The following is a 17,963-nucleotide window of genomic DNA, read 5'->3' as shown; positions in this document are numbered from 1 at the left end:
GACATGATCAAAGGTAAATCGTGGATGGCTATCGCCATTGCATTGATGTTGTTAACACTCCAATTAACGTCCTCAGCTCAGACCGTTCACGCTGCCGCTGGCGAAGAGACCCACATTGCTGCAACACTGTTTGTATTGAAGAACGAATCCGAAGTATCCAATGCCAAAATCCATTGGGCACCTGTAACGGGAGCCACAGCATACGAGTTGTACAGATCCGAGAACAATGCGCCCTATACTTTATTACAGACCTTAACCGGTATAACGACGGACGATTATGACCTCAACATAGGTAGCACGTACAAATACCAAGTGAAAGCATATGGGGGAACTTCCTTAATCGCCTCCGCTGTCTCATCAGAATATACCCCTTACACTCTTCCAGAAAACCTCACAACTTTTGATAATACAACGCAATCAACGCTCATGCTTCCGAATGAACTAAAAGTGGGGGATACCTACTACAGATTCAATTTCGTACAAAAATCATCAGGCGGTTTTGGTGAAATGATTCAACAGACATCAACGGATGATATCACCTACGGTAACGACAAAGTGGTTCTTTCCTACACGGATCATCCCGATCTGGCGAATTCTAAATTTGAGGGGATTAATATCCTATACCATGCGCCCACGAACAAATTCGTTTTTTGGGCTCACTATGAAAACAGTACAGACTATACACTTGCCAGAGTATCCGTGGCTTCAGCCACGCCTGGAGAAGACTTTACATTTCACAAAAGCTTTCGACCGGAAGGAAACGAGTCCAGAGATATCTCCATTTTCAAAGATGACGATGATTCGGCGTATCTGATCTCTACGGCCAATAATAATTCGGACACGACTTTGTATAAATTGACCTCCGATTGGCTGGATGTGGATCATCAAGTTTCAGTTATTTACCAAAATCAACACAGGGAACTGCCCAAAATGATCAAAAAAGATGGCATTTATTACTTGTTCTCTTCCCAAGCGGCAGGTTGGTATCCGAGCATACCCTTGTATTCTTCAGCAACAAGCATAGACGGCGATTGGTCTGAATTACGGACGATTGGCAACACGTCAACCTTCTCGGCGCAGTCGGGTTCCGTCATGCGTGTGAAGCCAAACACGGGCAACAACGTGGTTATGGTTGCATATCGCTGGATGTTCGGCTGGGCAGGTACGCAAAATGGAACAACGGAGGAACGACTGCTTCCCGTTTGGTTCTCCGATGGTTACGCATTTTATGATTATTTTGATCAAGTCCTGTACAACACAAGTGATGATGTTGTCGTTCCCGTTCAGAATGGAAAACTGCTGTCGCAAGGTAAACCTGCAACAGCGCAAACGGCTACCGGAACGAACCCGGCAAGTTATGCTAATGATGGTAACTATCAAACCGAATGGATCGGCACAGGCAGTTCCTGGCCACATTGGTGGAAGGTAGACCTCGGCTCCGTTCAACAATTGAATAATGTGCAAATCTCCTGGTGGATGCAAAAAGGCTCCGAAGGTTTTTACAAATACAAAATCGAGACCAGTACGGATAATGTGAACTGGACCGTGGCATTGGATCGAACCAATAATACATCTTACGGTTTCACCTCTGATACGCTATCGAGCACTGCTGCCAGGTATGTACGAATTAATATGCAAAATGCAGCACTTCATAACAACCCCAACAATTGGTACACGCCAAGACTATGGGAGGTGAAGATATTTGGAACAAGTGCAGAATAATCCATTCATCAATGGTACCATCTGGAAGGATCTCAGTGGTCAACCGATTCATGCCCATGGTGGACATATGTTATTCCATGACGATTATTATTACTGGTATGGTGAAGATCGGAGAGACGATATTTATGTTAGTTGTTACCGTTCCAAGGATCTATTCAACTGGGAGTTTCGGAACCATATCCTGATGACCTCTACGCCAGCTGCACCCATTCGAGTTCGGACGAATCTGAGATTAATGAGTGACAAAGGCGGAAAGGTAAATCTCGAACGACCTAAAGTACTTTTCAACGCAGTGACAAAAAAGTTCGTCCTCTGGGTCCACTATGAGAATGGTGACAATTACAATGATGCCGCGTGCGCCATAGCCACCTCTGATTTTCCAGATAGCCATTTCGTTTATCATGGCAGCTTTAATCCGTATGGGTATATGTCACGTGATTGCACACTCTTTCAGGATGATGACGGTACGGCATATTTTATTTCAGCTGCCCGAGACAATGCGGATCTTCACATCTATCGCCTTCAAGAAGATTACCTTAATGTCGAAAGTCTTGTTGGGAAGTTGTGGCAGGGGGAATATCGAGAGGCGCCAGCCGTCTTTAAACGAAAAGGGAAGTATTATATGATAAGCTCCTTTTGCACAGGTTGGGAACCCAATCAAGGAAAGTACGCGATGGCGGATACGATGGATGGACCATGGGGGATGCTCAGCGATTTTGGCGATGAAACGACGTACCGAACGCAACCAGCATTTGTGCTGAAGCGATCAGAAGAGGAGTACCTATACTTTTCAGATCGCTGGAACGGATCGGATTATTTTCAGTCCAGCTATGTGGTACTGCCCATTGAGTTCAGTGGGGACATTCCGATTCTGAATCATTATTCTACGTTGTCTTTGAGAGAGGATGCACTTCTGATTCATTTTGATCGATAAATGGGCTGATGAGAAAAGACTTTGATCCTACAGAAAATGAAGGTTCAAAGTCTTTTTGAATGAATTTTATAATTGCACATCCAGCGAATAGTGATCGCGAAGTACTGATAAATGGTGGAGCTCATGTCCAGCCATAACAAATGCAATCGATCGAGCTGAAGCAGGATTCTCACTGACGATCCCTCTACAGAGCCAAGCTTCCGGCGTGAGGCGACGGAGCATAAGAATGGTTGAGCGGCGTGTGACGGCATATTCTTCGCTCAAATCGGCGAGGGTATACGTATTAAAAGGGTGGGTCTGCATAAGCACGTCCTGATCGTAGCCGGGATGATTCGCTTTGTCACCTCGGGCGATGCGAAGCAATCGGCTGCTCATGATGCGTTCGTTATCCAAAAGGTGGCCGATGACCTCTTTCACGCTCCATTTGCCTTCGGCGTGACGGTAATTTGCTTGCTCCTCTGTCAATGAAGAGATCAAAGTTTGTACGATGTTGGCTTGCAGCTCTAAGCGGTCGATGATGTTCCCTTCAGGAACAAGCTGGATGTACCTTTCATAATAGACTGCATATTCCTCTGTAGTTGGTCTTTCAAGCATGTAAATGCCTCCTTTGGGATTCGTAGCTCTGGAATATATTGTAGCATATATCTTACTTCCAACATTGAAATTGGCCCTTCCGCTTGATTAGCGGAAGGGCTTTTATCATGAGATTTGATTTGAGCAGTTACATGATCTGGTTGTACTACTTCTAATCCGTACGTCGTATTCCCTTATTTTGCACAAATTTCTCCACAACCGAAAAATCCTCCGTCACTTTTTTGAACGGCAACGTTTCCAGCACCTGTTCCCGGTAACTCTTCTTTGCAGCAGCGCTAAGACGGGAGTCAAGTATGCTGAGTATGCCAAGGTCCGTTTCACTGCGGATCAAGCGTCCAGTTCCTTGGCGTAACCGCAGAAGCATATCCGGTACAAACACCTCCATAAACGAATTCTCCGTTACAGATGCCTTATATTCATAAACAGGATCCGAAGGAACAGGGAAGGGTAGACGGAAAATAATAACTTGTGACAGGTCAGAACCCTCGATATTCACGCCTTCCCAGAATACACCGGTACCCAAGAGTACACCTTTGCTTTTCCTGAATTCGGCGATAACACTGTCCTGGGAAGATCCTTCTTTTTGAACATGGAGTGCCCATGTATATTCATTAGCCCTTGAACTCAACTTCTTATGAATGTACTTCATATCCTCCTTTGCTGAAAAAAGGACGATTGTTCTTCCCTGAGTTAGATTACAGAGTTGAACTACTTCGTTATAAGCTGCTTCAAGATAGTTTTCGCGCTGGTCATGTTCGTAATAGGGAACTTTGTTCGAAATGTACATCATGGCATGGTTGGTGTAGTCAAAAGGGGAGGGTTGGCGCTCCAGGAAATTTCCCTTATAACCGAGGGAGTGCGTCATATAAGAATATTGTTCCTCCAGCGTATCCCCGCCTTGGCACAACGTTGCTGATGTTAGGATTACAGGTACCTTGCCATTAAACAAAGTGTATTTCAGGAATTGGCTTATATCTTTGGGACAGATGCTGACCGTGGCTACTCCTTGGGGATTGCTCGCCCATAGGAGGTAGTTATCCTTTATTTTAGCCAAGACATTGCTGAGGGTAATAAGCCCATTTATGGCTTCAAAAGCGTCATCTATTTCCCGTTCGTGGCGGGAGGTCAAAATGGAAAGGCGCAGACTGAGATCTTTTAAATCGTTTAAGACTTGGTTTAACGGTATTCCTTGGATTTCCGACACTTTGATTCGGTCGTTATCCTGCTTGGCATGGTGGAGCAGATCCGCATTTACCTGTTGGAATATACGCTGGGCACATTTTTTTATGAAATTGGATTGTGAAAAAAGCCCCTTATCCCCGGACTGCTTCGTGAGAAGCTGCACAGTGGTATCCACATTGCGGCAGATTCCCCGATAAGTGAACTCAAGCGTTCTGGCATCCCGAACTTTTGCTTCCAGATTATGCGCTTCATCAATGACGATTAGAGCAGGCTGTTCCGAGATGATGCTTTTGGTTTCTTCTTTTTTCTTCATCAAATCCCGTATGAGCAGATCCTGGTTCACGATAATAAAATCAATCTCGTGAGCTTTTGCATTCAATTTCGCTCTCATATCGTAAAACAAACATGCATTTTTATGATGACAACGTTCAAATTTGCAATCATTCACGGAAACGTTGGACCATTCGGCATCACTAATTCCAGCTTTAATATCGGCTCTTTCATCAATTTCATAATCTAAAATGCGCTGGGCAAGGGTAGATACGAAGGAGTTCGCATCATCAGGTCTGATGAGTTCCGCTGCCCTGCTTCGGCAGGCATACTGACCCATGCCTTTCCCAACAACGGAGCGAACCGTTGAAAACCCCAACCGGCTACCAATGATCCTCAAATCTTTATGTATCTGTTCCGAAAGCTGAATGGAGGATGTCGCTATTATGACTGGTTTTTGAGACATTTGATTTGTGAGCAGGCTCGGAATCAGGTACCCAAAAGACTTGCCGATTCCGACACCAGCTTCAATTATGGCGTTATGTCCATGGATATAAGCATCCGCTATATCGAGAGACATTTCTTGCTGTCCGATCCGCTCTCTAAGGCCGATTCGGGGGAACCGGTCGTAGATTCGGAAGATGGCGTTAACCAAAGAACGTTCGATTTCCTTTTTCGGTTCCCTTTTATTTATTTTATAGAGTTCATTTAACCAATTCATAACGATCGCCCCTCTTCCGAATGATGACCTTCTTGTACTAGGTCGTGTCTCAAAACTCGCTGAAGTGCATCTTTCACCGTCTTTTCGCCCCCTGCTGCGTCACTTTCCCTTGACGTGCCCCGGCACGCCTGCGGAAAACTTCCTGCTTGGAACGAAAATTCGGCAAAATCTGCTTCCTTCGGAGTTTTCAGACACGCCCTAAATTTTGGAGACGCGTTACCTCACAATGAAGCTGTGACGGCATTTTTTAATCTGGATACGCCTTCTTGTAATTGAATATCTGACAAATGTGCAAAGGATAAATATATACCATACTTCGTACCGTCAGATGTTGAACTGCTGACTTCTGAGTATACCACACCTTCTGACCTAGCCGATGCTCGAAAGACCTCATAAGTGGACGCATTACCTCGCCACCAGCCAAACACGTGAAGACCCGCTTCATTCTCCACCCAATCAAACCATGAAGAGAGTTGCTTGTTCAAAAGTTTGAGTAACAGATGAAATTTACGACTGTATAGACGATTCATCCTGCGCAGATGACGCTCATATTGACCGCTTGTCATAAATGCCGCTAATGCCCGTTGTTCGATCAGGTTGACGGGTCTTGGCTCGTATAATGCCTGTGCCTTTCTAAAGGTGTCTGCCAAGGTAGGGGGAAGAACCACATAACCAAGTCGTACTTCTAAAGGCAAGGTTTTTGTGAAGCTGCCCAGATAGATTACACGTCCTGCTTTATCAAGTGTTTTCAGAGGTTCAACATGCATTCCGCGATATCGGAATTCACTATCATAATCATCTTCGACAATCATGGCATCATGCCGTTGTGCCCAGTCCAGCAAGGTTTGTCTGCGTTCAAGGCTGAGCATTTCCCCGGTAGGAAATTGTCGTGACGGCGTGACAAACATCATTCGTGCTTCCCAGTCTTGGGGCACAACTCCCTGACCATCGAGATTGGCTTCAATCAACCTTGCCCCCGCAGCCAAAATGGCTTGAGAAATCCCGACATAACAAGGACTTTCCGTCACGACATGATCCCCAGGATCTGCAAGTAATTGAGTGAGTAGAGCTATAGCTTGCATGGAGCCTGCAGTCACTGCAATATGATCCGGATCGACTTGAATGCCCCGCATCCTCCTAAGATAGGCAGCAATGGCTTCTCTCAATTTCGGCTCCCCGGTTGAACTAACCATAGCAGAGGTTGTTTCCAAGTGATGCTCACGATTCCTTATCTCTGCATACAATCGATTATTCCATTCATCGTAAGGAAACTTGGAGAAATCAGGTTGGTATTTGCTAAAGTCGATCACTTGGTCGCTATCCATTCTGGAATCATCTATTGGAGCGTTGGTTTGTGCATTTCTTTGAATCGTCTGCTGTTCAAACTGCTGAATACGATTTCCCCAGGCTGATAAGTGATGCGTACAAGCTTTCTCGGTGGACGCATTATTGTTCAAATCCAATTGATAAGCAACAAAGGTTCCTCTTCCATGCTCTGAATGAATGTAACCTTGAGCAGTCAACGTATCATAGACCTGATTCACGGTTCCTCTGGAAATGTGATACGTCGCAGCTAACTCTCTAGTCGAGGGTAACTTCTCGCCATGCATAAGATTACCTTCATGAATTGCATCACGAATGGCATGATAGAGAGCTTTCATCTTGGTATATTTTCGGTTCAAATATGAACTGTAAGCTACATGAAATTGCATATGCCCTCCAGAGTTATAATTGAAGTGGTACAATAAAAATCAAAATTATTGGATCTTTTTATATGACCATTCTCATTCTATACTAAATCATAGATTAGAGCGATGCCTTTATTGAAAACCACCCAAAAGTTAATAGGAGGAATACAATCATGCAAACAGGTACAGATCGTGTAAAAAGAGGAATGGCTGAGATGCAAAAAGGTGGCGTCATCATGGACGTTATGAATGCAGAGCAAGCTAAAATTGCTGAGGCGGCAGGGGCAACAGCTGTTATGGCTCTTGAGCGGGTACCCTCCGATATTCGCGCAGCCGGCGGTGTAGCTCGCATGGCAGATCCAACTATCGTTGAAGAGGTTATGAAGGTTGTATCTATCCCGGTTATGGCCAAAGCACGTATCGGTCATTACATAGAAGCCAAAGTGCTTGAATCCCTAGGTGTGGACTATCTCGATGAAAGTGAAGTTCTTACACCTGCAGACGAAGTGTTCCATATCGATAAACATGAGTTTACTGTACCATTTGTATGTGGAGCCAAAGATTTGGGAGAGGCTCTTCGCCGTATTGGCGAGGGTGCATCGATGATTCGTACAAAAGGTGAGCCTGGAACGGGCAACATTGTTGAGGCAGTTCGTCATATGCGTCTAATTAACAGCCAGCTCCGCAAAGTGCAAAACATGTCCAAAGACGAGCTGTACGCTGAAGCAAAAAATCTGGGTGTAGCTTATGAGCTGCTGCGCGAAGTTCATGAAAATGGAAAACTTCCTGTTGTTAACTTTGCAGCAGGCGGTGTAGCTACTCCGGCGGACGCAGCATTAATGATGCACCTGGGAGCAGACGGTGTGTTTGTAGGATCAGGTATTTTCAAATCCGATAGCCCTGAGAAATTTGCTCGTGCAATCGTTGAAGCTACAACACATTACACGGATTACAAACTGATTGCCGAAGTATCCAAAAACTTGGGCGCCCCGATGAAAGGGATCGAAATTTCCAAATTAGCTCCAGAAGAGCGCATGTCCAACCGCGGTTGGTAAGATAGCAGTGCATCAAGTTGAATAGGTAGTTTGAATATTTATATAGAAGAGCCGATCAATTGAACCTTAGTTGATCGGCTTTTTTGTTATTACTGTCTAGCTTGTTGATATCTTCAAAATGCTGTGCCTATAATAATCGGTATGAAGGAAGGTGCAGAAAATTCGCTATCTATATGAGTTTATTCAACATCAGGACGATCTGCCTATGAAACTCTTCGTGAACTCGGTAAAACATATTGATTTCCATTGGCATAAGGAAGTGGAAGTTGTATATGTTCTTCATGGTTCAATCATCATGTATCTGGACCAGCAGCAATATACATTGCACGAAGATGATTTGATTGTGGTTAACAGCATGTCCGTCCACAAGATTGAACGAACCAATCAGGACAATGTGCTATTAACATTGCAATTCGGTCCCGAGTTGATGAACAATAATGCGTTTATCTCCTGTAACTCTGCCTTGAATGTGGAGCAGGACGCTCCCCGGCTGCATAGCATTAAACAATATCTTGCGCAGATGGTATGGGAGATCAACAAAAAAACGCCGGGTTATCAAAATTTCACAATGGGCAGATTACAGATGTTATGCGGCTGCCTGCAGAGGTATTTTTCCAGTGGAACAAATTCCGCATTGGAAGACGGTAGCAGGGATTATGACTATAAAAGACTGAACAGGGTCCTCACATATATTGATTTACACTACAATGAGAAGATTACACTGCAGGATATGGCGCATTCCGAACATTTAAGTTTGCATTATTTTTCCCACTTCTTCACCGACAAAATCGGGATACCTTTCCAAAAGTATTTGACGCTCATTCGCTTGGAGAAGGCTCAGGCTCAGCTGGCAGCAAACGATAAAAATATTTCGGAGATCGCGCTGGATTGCGGATTTGCCAATGTGAAGCTGTTTAACAAATACTTCAAGGAAAAGTACGGCTGCACGCCCGGTTCCTATCGGGAAGCTTCTCGTACACCGGAACTCCATCAGTTGAATGTGAACCGCAAGCCCAAAACGTATGAGGAATCTTCAAGCGGAGATTATTACGAGATGGAAACATTGAATGCGATTGGCTCATTGTATCGATATCTGGATGCTAAGGTTGACGCCGATCAGGACACGCTCTCTGTACCGTCTGCACCTCTGTCAGATCAAACTTATATTGAAATTCGTGCAGATCAGACGTCGTCTGTCTATGAAAAGCACTGGAATATGACCATGACGGCAGGGAGAGCCATTGAAGGTTTGCGTGAAGATTGGCGGAAGCAGTTCTCCGCGCTGAAGGGAAAAGTACCTTTTGAACATATTCGATTTCACGGTATCTTCAATGACGAGATGATGGTGTACAGCGAGAACGAACAGGGCATTCCCCTCTATAACTGGTCTTATGTGGACAAGTTGTATGATTTCCTGCTGGATCAGGGCGTTCGGCCATTTGTGGAATTAAGCTTTATGCCGAGCCAGCTGGCGAGATCCAAAGAAACGCTGTTTTGGTGGAGGGGGAATATTAGCCCGCCATCCGACCCTGCCAAGTGGCAGGCGCTTGTTGGCGAATTCGTTCGCCATTGTTTGAATCGTTATGGGGCGGAAGAAGTGAGACGGTGGTATTTCGAAGTATGGAACGAGCCTGACCTGGCTGGTGTTTGTTGGGCAGGAAGCAAGGAAGAATACTTTGCGTTTTACGAATCGACCGTTCATGCCATCAAATCGATTTTGCCGGAACTGAAGGTGGGGGGGCCAGCTATGGGTTACGGTTCTCTCTGGAACGATACCTGGGCTGAGGAATTTTTGTCCTATTGCCGCAAGCGGGAAGTGGCTCTCGACTTTTTCTCGTTTCACATCTATTCGGAGTATCCCAAGCTAAAAGTTGAAGTTGATCGTTTAACGCAGATCATGCCCCCTGCTTTTTATAAAGAAAGTATTGAGCTTATGCGGCAAAAAATGAATACGTCATCGTACGGTCATGTTGAACTTCATGTCACCGAGTGGAACTTTTCGCTGTATGATCGGAATTTGCTGCACGATACCATGTTCATGGCTCCGTTTGTCATTTACCACACCATGAACACACTCGGTGACGTGAAAGCGATGGCTTTCTGGTCCTTTACCGATGTATTCGAAGAAAGTATCGTTCCCGCTTCTCCTTTCTACGGAGGTTTTGGCCTGATTAACCGCGATGGGCTGAAGAAACCCAGCTATTATGCATTTGAGCTTATGCAAAAGCTTGGGGATGAGCTGCTGGTCAAGGGAGACGGTTATGTCGGAACCCGAAAAAGGGATGGAAGCATGCAATTTTTGTTCTATCACTATGTTCACGTAGACCAGCTGTTTGCAAGTGGCGATTGGTCGGAATTATCCAGCTCAACCCGCTATGACGTATTTGAGGAAAAAGGCAGCAAAGCTTATGAACTTACCCTGAGCAATCTCGAGGGACCTTATAAATGCACCAGTTATCAACTGGATCGGGAGCATGGATCGGTATTTGATGAGTGGACCCGCATGGGATCGCCATACTCCTTGACGGAAGAAGAAATCGCCTATCTAAACGGCAGGAGTGGACCCGTGATGGGGACAGAGATGGTAAGAGATGAAAGTTGGCGCAGAGAGATTTTGCTTCCACCGCATGGGGTAATGCTGCTCATTTTGGATAGACAATATTAAAAAAAGTGCTCTTAAGACATCCTTTCAGTATTGAAGGGATGTTTTTTGTTGTTTATTTCTTGTTCAGGCAGGCAAGCTAGAACTGTAGCGATGGATTGGGCAAAAAACGAACCATGATGCGGCAAGTTTTAACAAGAAAGCGTTAACACAAATCGATATACTATGGTTGTGGCAACTTAGAGGAAGACAGGGGGAGTTTTGGATGAAGCGTTTCATGAAATGGATGACAGATTCGTTTGCGCCAAGATTGGAGGCGTTTACGAACAATATTTGGGTTGCTTCGATACAAGAAGCCATCATGGTCGCCATTCCGATGATTTTCATCGGTTCGATTATTACATTGATTTCGATTTTGCAGGATTTCATCCCGGGGATGCCTGACCTGACACCCATCACGACATTCAGTTTCGGTTTGCTGGGGTTGTTTATTGCTTTTCTGACGCCTTATGTGGTGATGGAAAAAAGAGAACGACATAAAATCAAGCTGCTGGCTGGAATGACAGGGATATCTCTGTTCGTGATGCTGCTTAACCCGACGGTAAACGAAGACGGTACCATCCAGTTCATCCTTGAACGATTTGGACCCTCGGGGATGATTACAGCACTCCTGGTAGGTGTATTTGTCGCTCTTGTAATGATCATGTGCAACAAATTTTCGTTCTTCAAAAAGGGGTCTTCACTTCCCGAATTCATCATGGACTGGTTCGATTTTCTCGTCCCGATCGCCCTGGTATTAACAACAGGATGGTTGCTTGTATACCAGCTTCATTTTGATATTTTTGGACTGATCGTGAACGTATTTGAGCCGATCAATGCCGTAGGGCAAAGTTTAACCGGATTTTTATTGTTCAATTTCATTGGTGTTGTACTGTATTCTTTCGGCGTAAGCCCGTGGGTCATGACACCGATCTGGTACGCGATCTGGATACCTGCAATCGAAGAAAATGCAGCTCTTGTGGCAGCGGGACAAGATCCCGTCAATATCAACACGTTTGAAACCTTTTTCTCCGGATGGTTGGGTATTGGAGGAATGGGAGCGACCTTGCCGTTAGTTGTTTGGTTCCTGATGGCACGTTCGAAAAAACTGAAATCTGTCGGCAAGGCGACTATTATCCCGTCCTTGTTCAACATTAATGAACCTGTCGTGTACGGAGCACCGATTGCCTTTAATCCATTACTCATGGTGCCGATGTGGATTAACGCACTTATCACGCCGGTGATTGTGTACTTGGCTCTCGACTGGGGTTGGGTACGGATCCCGAGCCAGATCTTCCAGCTATGGTATACACCGATCGGCTTGTCCACCTACATTATGTCCGGATTCAATGGGCTTATCTTGCTGGCGGTCGTCCTGGTGATTGTATTTATTGTTTGGTTTCCGTTTTTCAAACTATATGATGCACAGGAACTGAAGAAAGAACAGGAACAAAATTGATATCAGAAGGGTGAGTACTATGGATAAATCAATCAATGAATTGTTGTCGGCATTGACTCTGGCCGAGAAAGCTTCACTCTGCGCGGGATTAAACATGTGGATGACGAAAGGAATTGAGCGGTTAAACATTCCGCCAGTTCATATGTACGACGGGACTAATGGCATTCGTAAAACGAACAGTGACGAAGAAATGGGCATCACAACGGAAAATGTACCCGCCACCTGTTACCCTACGGGCTCAGCCATCGGTTCTTCGTGGAATACGGAATTGTTGCATGAGGTTGGTGTGGCACTGGGACAGGAATCGAAAACCATGGACGTCGAGCTGCTGCTTGGACCCGGTGTCAATATGAAAAGAACGCCGCTCGGCGGAAGAAACTTCGAATACTATTCGGAAGACCCATACTTGACGGGGGAACTTGGTGCGGCGTTTATAAACGGGATCCAAAGCGAAGGCGTGGGCGCTTCTGTCAAACACTTTGCAGGCAACAACCAGGAGTTCGAGAAAATGGTGACCAGTTCGGAAATCGACGAGCGGACGCTTCGCGAAATTTACCTGAGCGCCTTTGAACGGATTATTAAGAAATCCGACCCATGGACGGTCATGTGTTCCTATAATTTATTGAATGGAACATATACGAGTGAGAACGAACATTTGCTGCATGACATTTTGAGAGAAGAGTGGGGCTATGAAGGTGTAGTTCTATCCGACTGGACAGCTGTCAATGATCGGATACGCGGACTGAAGGCCGGGCTTGATCTGGAGATGCCGGGTCCCGCCAATTACAATACCAAAGCGATCATTGAAGCGGTTCAGAGCGGAAGCCTCTCCGAAGAACAGTTGGATCAAAGCGTGGGTCGTATTTTGAAGCTGGTTGAGCGGGTAACGGGCAAGAAAGATGCGGGTTCTTCTGAAGATGCGGATCACCATGCACTTGCTCGTAAAGCGGCTGCCGAAAGTATTGTTCTTCTGAAAAATGAGAACGCGATTCTTCCCCTGAAGCAGGAATCGGTGGCGTCCATTGCCGTGATTGGACGGTTTGCCAAGAAGCCTAGAATTCAGGGTGCAGGCAGTGCGAAGGTAACGCCTACAAGAGTCGATATTCCATGGAACGAGATTAAGAATCTGGCTGGCGATGCCATGACCATGAATTATGCAGAAGGGTACCCGGAGGATGACTCCATCAATGATGAGCTTATTAAGGAAAGCGTCTCATTAGCCATGAATTCCGATGTTGCTGTACTGTTTGTAGGCCAACCGGAATATGCGGAATCGGAGATGCATGATTTGAATGGGATTGACCTTCCCGAGCATCAAGTGAAATTGATTCTCGCGGTAGCCGCGGTTCAGCCCAAGTGCATTGTCGTGACGAGCAGCGGTTCCGCACTGGCGATGCGTCCATGGGTACAGCATGTACCTGGTGTAATTCATTCTTGGTTATCGGGTCAAGGCATGGGTAAAGTGATTGCAGATGTATTATTCGGACAAACGAATCCATCGGGCAAGCTGTCTGAGACATTCCCCGTTAAACTGTCGGACAACCCTTCACATATGCGAATTCGCGGAGAGAACGGCAAGCTGTATTATCGCGAAGGCCTGTTCGTGGGTTATCGATATTATGACCGGAAAGAACTGGCACCTCAATTCCCGTTTGGACACGGATTGTCTTACACATCATTTTCGTATACGGATCTGAAAGTGGCTCAGACCCATACCGGTGTTACGGTGTCCTTCCAATTGAAAAATACCGGAAAGCGCAAGGGGAAAGAAGTTGTTCAATTGTATGTTCACGATGAAGAGTGCACATGGACCCGTCCAGAGAAAGAATTGAAAGCTTTTGCCAAAGTTGAACTGGAGCCGGGTGAAAAACGCAAGGTTACTTTTGAACTGGAAGAGAGAGATTTCTCATATTACAACACCAAGTATAACCGTTGGGTGGCAGAGACCGGGTTTTTCCAAATTTCACTTGGCAGCTCGTCCAAAGATCTTCGAATTACGGAACGTCTGCATTGTGACTTTGGTAAAGAAGAAATCACGTTCCACAAATTCAGTCTGCTCAGTGAGTGGATGAGTGATCCTGCAGCGAAAAAGGAATTGGAGCATTGCCTGAATGAAATGAACGAGCACGTTACGGACAAGGTATATCTTAACGAGGAGTTTGTGGGATTCTGGGCAGATTTCCCGATGATCAAAGTATTCCAAATGTTCGGTCAACAATGGATGAACGAGCGTTCACCTGATGAAATTATTAATGAACTTATCGCCAAGGTTAATCAGGCACGAAATGAATAGTTAAGTAAAAGAGAAACCAAGTTCAATCCCGTACAGAGGAGATGAACTTGGTTTTTCTAACGTTTCGGAATATATCGTTAGGAAACGTAACCTTCGAACCAGAGTGCCGCAACAACTGGCATATTCACCGTAACGGATTTCAGCTAATGTTAGTCACCAGATTCCATGAACTAAAATTTATGGCCAAAGCAAAGAGGCACCCATATGGGATTTCTTTTTATTTATCAAATGAATGATATTGATTATTGTTCTCATTTACACACTTCGACATTTACTGTATACTGACAATAGTTATTTTACATATGGGTCAAGAAGACAAGAGAGAATTCAAAAGGGAGAGATTATTTACATGTTGGTATCCGTTAAAAAAGGGATGTTTCTTTGTTTGATTACTGCAATGATTCTGGTGCTCGCAGCGTGTTCAAGTAACAATGGTGGCAGCGAAGATGCAAATGGCAGCTCACAGCAAGCTGCGGAGAGCAGTGCCACGAATGCAGCTACAAATGGGGAACAAACCGACGCAGACGCATCGGCATCTGCTGAAACCACTTACCCGGTAACCGTTTCAAATTATACAACAGAGAACGGCACATGGGTGAAGAAGGATCAAACGTTTGACAAGGCACCTGAACGAGTAGTTGCCAATACCCAAGGTGCAGCCGAGCTGATGATTCGCCTTGGTTTGACAGACAAGCTTGTAGGTGTAGCTGCGTTGTTTGGTAGTGTACCTGACGATATTGCTGATGAATTCAAAAAAATCCCTGTGCTGGCTGAAGGCTATGTAGGTAAGGAAGTGACAATAGGCGCTTCGCCTGACTTGGTTGTAGGGCGTGGTGGATTGTTTGAGGATGCGGATTGGGGTGTTGGTACAGTAAGCAGCTTGAATGATATGGGGATTAAAACGTACGTACAAAGCACCAGTGTTCCTGATGCATCGTTAGATAGTCTGTATCAGGATATTACTGAATTAGGTGATATATTCAACGTGCAAGCCAATGCAGCGGCATATATTGAGACGCTTAAAGCACGCGAGAATGCCTTGTCGGCCCGAGCTAGCGCTGAAACCATCAACTATGCATCTTTTTCGGATAATGGTGATGGAACGATTGGCATTTACAACGGAAATGGTGATACGTTTATTGAAAGTGCAATGTCATTAATCAATATGCATAATATGCTGATTAATGAAACCGGCACACTCAGTCTGGAGAAGCTAATCGAGATTAATCCGGATGCGATGATTATTTCGAGGTATGCAGGTGGTATTGATCCTGAACAGACGATTGAAAAGCTACTAGCCAACAAGCAGGTGCAAAACATTAACGCAGTTAAAAACAAGAAAATCTACATTATTGATTTCAACAACTTCTGGGGTTACGGGGATTCCATCTTCACAGGTGTTGAAGGACTCGCTGATGATCTCGGGTTGTAATGGCAGTGTGGTTGACCTCTGAAAGTCGCTATTTTAGCGGCTTTTTTTGTTATCATGAACCAAGTTCCTGTCTCAATGAGTTTCTGAACACTCTATTTCAAGACTACTTGACATGTGAATTGATTATCGATATAGTGTGAATCAATTCACACTTCGCATTAAGGAGTATTTATGCCAAAAAACACTTTCTTTCGTTTAGATGAAACAAGGCGCGAGGAAATATCTAATAGCGCTATGCATCTTTTTGTTGATAATCTTTACGAGGATATAACAATGAAGATGGTTTTGGATAGTTTGTCCATGCACCCCGGAACATTTTATCGGTATTTCGAAGACAAAGATGACCTTTATTGTCTCTTAATACGTAATGTGACCCAGAAAAGAGCTGCGTATTTTAATAACAGTAATGAAGATTCCCTTTTCCAGTTTTTCCTTACTGGCTTATTTGGTAACGTTAATGGCATGGTGACCGAGCCACTGAATGAGTTGGAAATCAAACTCACTGAAACACTTTTATACATTCCTGAGAACATTTTGCTTAAAGTATATCTGAATGTGCTAAAGGGAGAGTCATCCCCCTTAATCAAGGACATTTTACGCCGAATGAGGGTTGATGGATATCTCCGACCTGATATTGACGATGACCTGATTTCTTTTATGTTTGAGTCAATGCAGTTTAATTTAATCATGTTTTTTAGGGAATTCGATATTAAGGACTCTAAGCTGCAACATAAGATTAGCAAGTACTTTACTGACTTTATGGGTCATGGGCTGGTTGAAGATCATAAATATTCTGAAATTGTTAGCGATCTCAAGGGGGAAAGAAAATGAAAACTTATGACGCATTTCCAGAACCAATTGGCGGCTATACTGTCGGTCGAACCCAGATGGATTTTGAGTACACGGCATCAGATGACTCAAAAAGAGAACTGACCGCGTTTGTGTACTATCCGTCCGACAGTAGCGAAGGTAAGACTACTTCAACGTACATGTTTCCTGAGGTCTACGAGATGTTTAATGAGCAGCCACTTGTCACTGCGTTGAAGGATGTTTTCTCTATAGATATCAAGACCCAGTGCTACGACGACCTTGCTCTCTCCGGGAAGGAAAAGCGCTATCCGGTGTTATTCTATGTTTGCGGCGGGGGCGGTTCTCCAGAATGGGGTACAGTGATCTGTACAGACTTGGCAAGCATGGGATATGTTGTGGTAAGCATCGGCCATCAGAATAGCACGATGTATAAGCGTAAAGATGGGCGACTGTTTAATGTATCCAAGGATTTTTCGGATGTCATTACAGCGTTTGGTGAAGATCCGGAGATGCTGGCGTTGGCTGGTAAGATGGAGATGCGGCCTGACGATGAAACTGCCATTGAGATGTGCCGTAACGTGCTTACACTACCGATACTTGCCAAGTTAACAGAGTATAGTGAATTACAGGCAGAAGATGTAAGATATGTAGCCGATTATCTTTACAAACTGGACTCTGGAGAGCTGAATTCCATCTTTAAGGGCAGATTGTTGCTTGACATCGGCATGGGCATAGTCGGACATTCTTATGGAGGGCCTACGACGGCGATTGTTTGCCGGGATGACGACCGGTTCGCCTGCGGGATTGGCTTGGATAGCGGTGCGTTCGGCCTTCTTTACAGCGATCTTAAGAAACCCTTCTTGCTACTGTTTTGTGAACCTAACTATAATATGAATGCGATTATTGGCGCTAACAATAGCATGGAAACCTATTATTTCTCAGTTGATCGTGTTGCACATTTAGATTACTGTGACATCGTGTTTACCAGTGTTAATGAGGAACTCAGAGGCGAACGGGATGCTATGGAGATGCGAAATCTTGTTACAGACTATGCGAAGAACTTTTTTGATCATTACATACTGCAGAAGGCAGCAAGTGTGGAAAGTCTGGCATACGATGGTGTGGACTTGATCAAGAAGACCAGCAACAAGTGACATAACCG

Annotated in this window: 12 protein-coding genes and 1 pseudogene; 10 read left to right on the top strand and 3 right to left on the bottom strand. The window is 44.8% G+C overall.

Annotated elements, in window-relative coordinates; translation table 11 throughout:
- Positions 1-3 precede the first annotated feature (3 nt).
- Complete coding sequence (locus AC4G47_RS15705; protein ID WP_491101734.1) at positions 4-1,722, top strand: discoidin domain-containing protein; 1,719 nt, start codon at positions 4-6, stop codon at positions 1,720-1,722.
- Positions 1,712-2,656: a family 43 glycosylhydrolase gene (locus tag AC4G47_RS15700; RefSeq protein WP_491106717.1), complete on the top strand. Its 945-nt coding sequence runs from the start codon at positions 1,712-1,714 to the stop codon at positions 2,654-2,656. The genes AC4G47_RS15705 and AC4G47_RS15700 overlap by 11 nt, the downstream gene beginning before the upstream one ends.
- A 66-nt stretch (positions 2,657-2,722) precedes the next feature.
- On the opposite strand, the gene AC4G47_RS15695 is transcribed toward AC4G47_RS15700, so the two are convergent.
- From AC4G47_RS15695 to pdxR, 3 genes are all read right to left on the bottom strand, one after another.
- Positions 2,723-3,250, bottom strand: a complete 528-nt coding sequence (locus AC4G47_RS15695) for a DinB family protein (protein ID WP_491101733.1) — start codon at positions 3,248-3,250, stop codon at positions 2,723-2,725.
- A 151-nt stretch (positions 3,251-3,401) separates the two neighbouring features.
- A complete protein-coding gene (locus AC4G47_RS15690) occupies positions 3,402-5,423 on the bottom strand; it encodes an ATP-dependent DNA helicase (protein ID WP_491101732.1) in 2,022 nt (673 codons plus the stop codon).
- Positions 5,424-5,644: 221 nt separating this feature from the next.
- Entirely contained in the window at positions 5,645-7,135 is a 1,491-nt protein-coding gene (pdxR, locus tag AC4G47_RS15685) for a MocR-like pyridoxine biosynthesis transcription factor PdxR (RefSeq protein ID WP_491101731.1), read from the bottom strand.
- Between the two features lie 149 nt (positions 7,136-7,284).
- On the opposite strand from pdxR, the gene pdxS reads away from it, so the two are divergent.
- The 8 genes and pseudogenes from pdxS to AC4G47_RS15645 all read left to right on the top strand — a co-directional run bounded on the left by pdxS (position 7,285) and on the right by AC4G47_RS15645 (position 17,955).
- Entirely contained in the window at positions 7,285-8,166 is an 882-nt protein-coding gene (gene pdxS / locus AC4G47_RS15680; RefSeq protein WP_036671277.1) for a pyridoxal 5'-phosphate synthase lyase subunit PdxS, read from the top strand.
- Positions 8,167-8,317: 151 nt separating this feature from the next.
- A complete protein-coding gene (locus AC4G47_RS15675; RefSeq protein ID WP_491101730.1) occupies positions 8,318-10,831 on the top strand; it encodes a GH39 family glycosyl hydrolase in 2,514 nt (837 codons plus the stop codon).
- 202 nt (positions 10,832-11,033) lie between these two features.
- On the top strand, positions 11,034-12,266 hold the full coding sequence (locus AC4G47_RS15670) for a PTS sugar transporter subunit IIC (RefSeq protein WP_336757948.1): 1,233 nt from the start codon (positions 11,034-11,036) through the stop codon (positions 12,264-12,266).
- Between the two features lie 19 nt (positions 12,267-12,285).
- Entirely contained in the window at positions 12,286-14,559 is a 2,274-nt protein-coding gene (locus AC4G47_RS15665; RefSeq protein ID WP_336757949.1) for a beta-glucosidase family protein, read from the top strand.
- 68 nt (positions 14,560-14,627) lie between these two features.
- Positions 14,628-14,717 (top strand): annotated as a pseudogene (locus AC4G47_RS15660) (cupin domain-containing protein); the annotation flags it as partial.
- A 191-nt stretch (positions 14,718-14,908) separates the two neighbouring features.
- On the top strand, positions 14,909-15,991 hold the full coding sequence (locus AC4G47_RS15655) for an ABC transporter substrate-binding protein (RefSeq protein WP_491101729.1): 1,083 nt from the start codon (positions 14,909-14,911) through the stop codon (positions 15,989-15,991).
- 171 nt (positions 15,992-16,162) lie between these two features.
- Positions 16,163-16,822: a TetR/AcrR family transcriptional regulator gene (locus tag AC4G47_RS15650; protein WP_491101728.1), complete on the top strand. Its 660-nt coding sequence runs from the start codon at positions 16,163-16,165 to the stop codon at positions 16,820-16,822.
- Positions 16,819-17,955 (top strand): alpha/beta hydrolase, encoded by a 1,137-nt coding sequence (locus AC4G47_RS15645; protein WP_491101727.1) that lies wholly within the window; start codon positions 16,819-16,821, stop codon positions 17,953-17,955. Before AC4G47_RS15650 ends, AC4G47_RS15645 begins: the two co-directional genes overlap by 4 nt.
- Positions 17,956-17,963 lie beyond the last annotated feature (8 nt).

This window comes from Paenibacillus sp. Negev47 (assembly GCF_058313655.1).
Note: the sequence above shows the minus strand (reverse complement) of the source record. Positions and strands in the feature narration are given on the sequence as shown.

Excerpts from the sequence above, each read along its gene's own strand:
- AC4G47_RS15645 (WP_491101727.1), top strand. The coding sequence starts at position 16,819 with ATGAAAACTTATGACGCATTTCCAGAACCAATTGGCGGCTATACTGTC.
- AC4G47_RS15690 (WP_491101732.1), bottom strand. The coding sequence starts at position 5,423 with ATGAATTGGTTAAATGAACTCTATAAAATAAATAAAAGGGAACCGAAA.
- AC4G47_RS15695 (WP_491101733.1), bottom strand. The coding sequence starts at position 3,250 with ATGCTTGAAAGACCAACTACAGAGGAATATGCAGTCTATTATGAAAGG.
- AC4G47_RS15670 (WP_336757948.1), top strand. The coding sequence starts at position 11,034 with ATGAAGCGTTTCATGAAATGGATGACAGATTCGTTTGCGCCAAGATTG.
- AC4G47_RS15655 (WP_491101729.1), top strand. The coding sequence starts at position 14,909 with ATGTTGGTATCCGTTAAAAAAGGGATGTTTCTTTGTTTGATTACTGCA.
- AC4G47_RS15650 (WP_491101728.1), top strand. The coding sequence starts at position 16,163 with ATGCCAAAAAACACTTTCTTTCGTTTAGATGAAACAAGGCGCGAGGAA.
- pdxR (WP_491101731.1), bottom strand. The coding sequence starts at position 7,135 with ATGCAATTTCATGTAGCTTACAGTTCATATTTGAACCGAAAATATACC.
- pdxS (WP_036671277.1), top strand. The coding sequence starts at position 7,285 with ATGCAAACAGGTACAGATCGTGTAAAAAGAGGAATGGCTGAGATGCAA.
- AC4G47_RS15665 (WP_336757949.1), top strand. The coding sequence starts at position 12,286 with ATGGATAAATCAATCAATGAATTGTTGTCGGCATTGACTCTGGCCGAG.
- AC4G47_RS15705 (WP_491101734.1), top strand. The coding sequence starts at position 4 with ATGATCAAAGGTAAATCGTGGATGGCTATCGCCATTGCATTGATGTTG.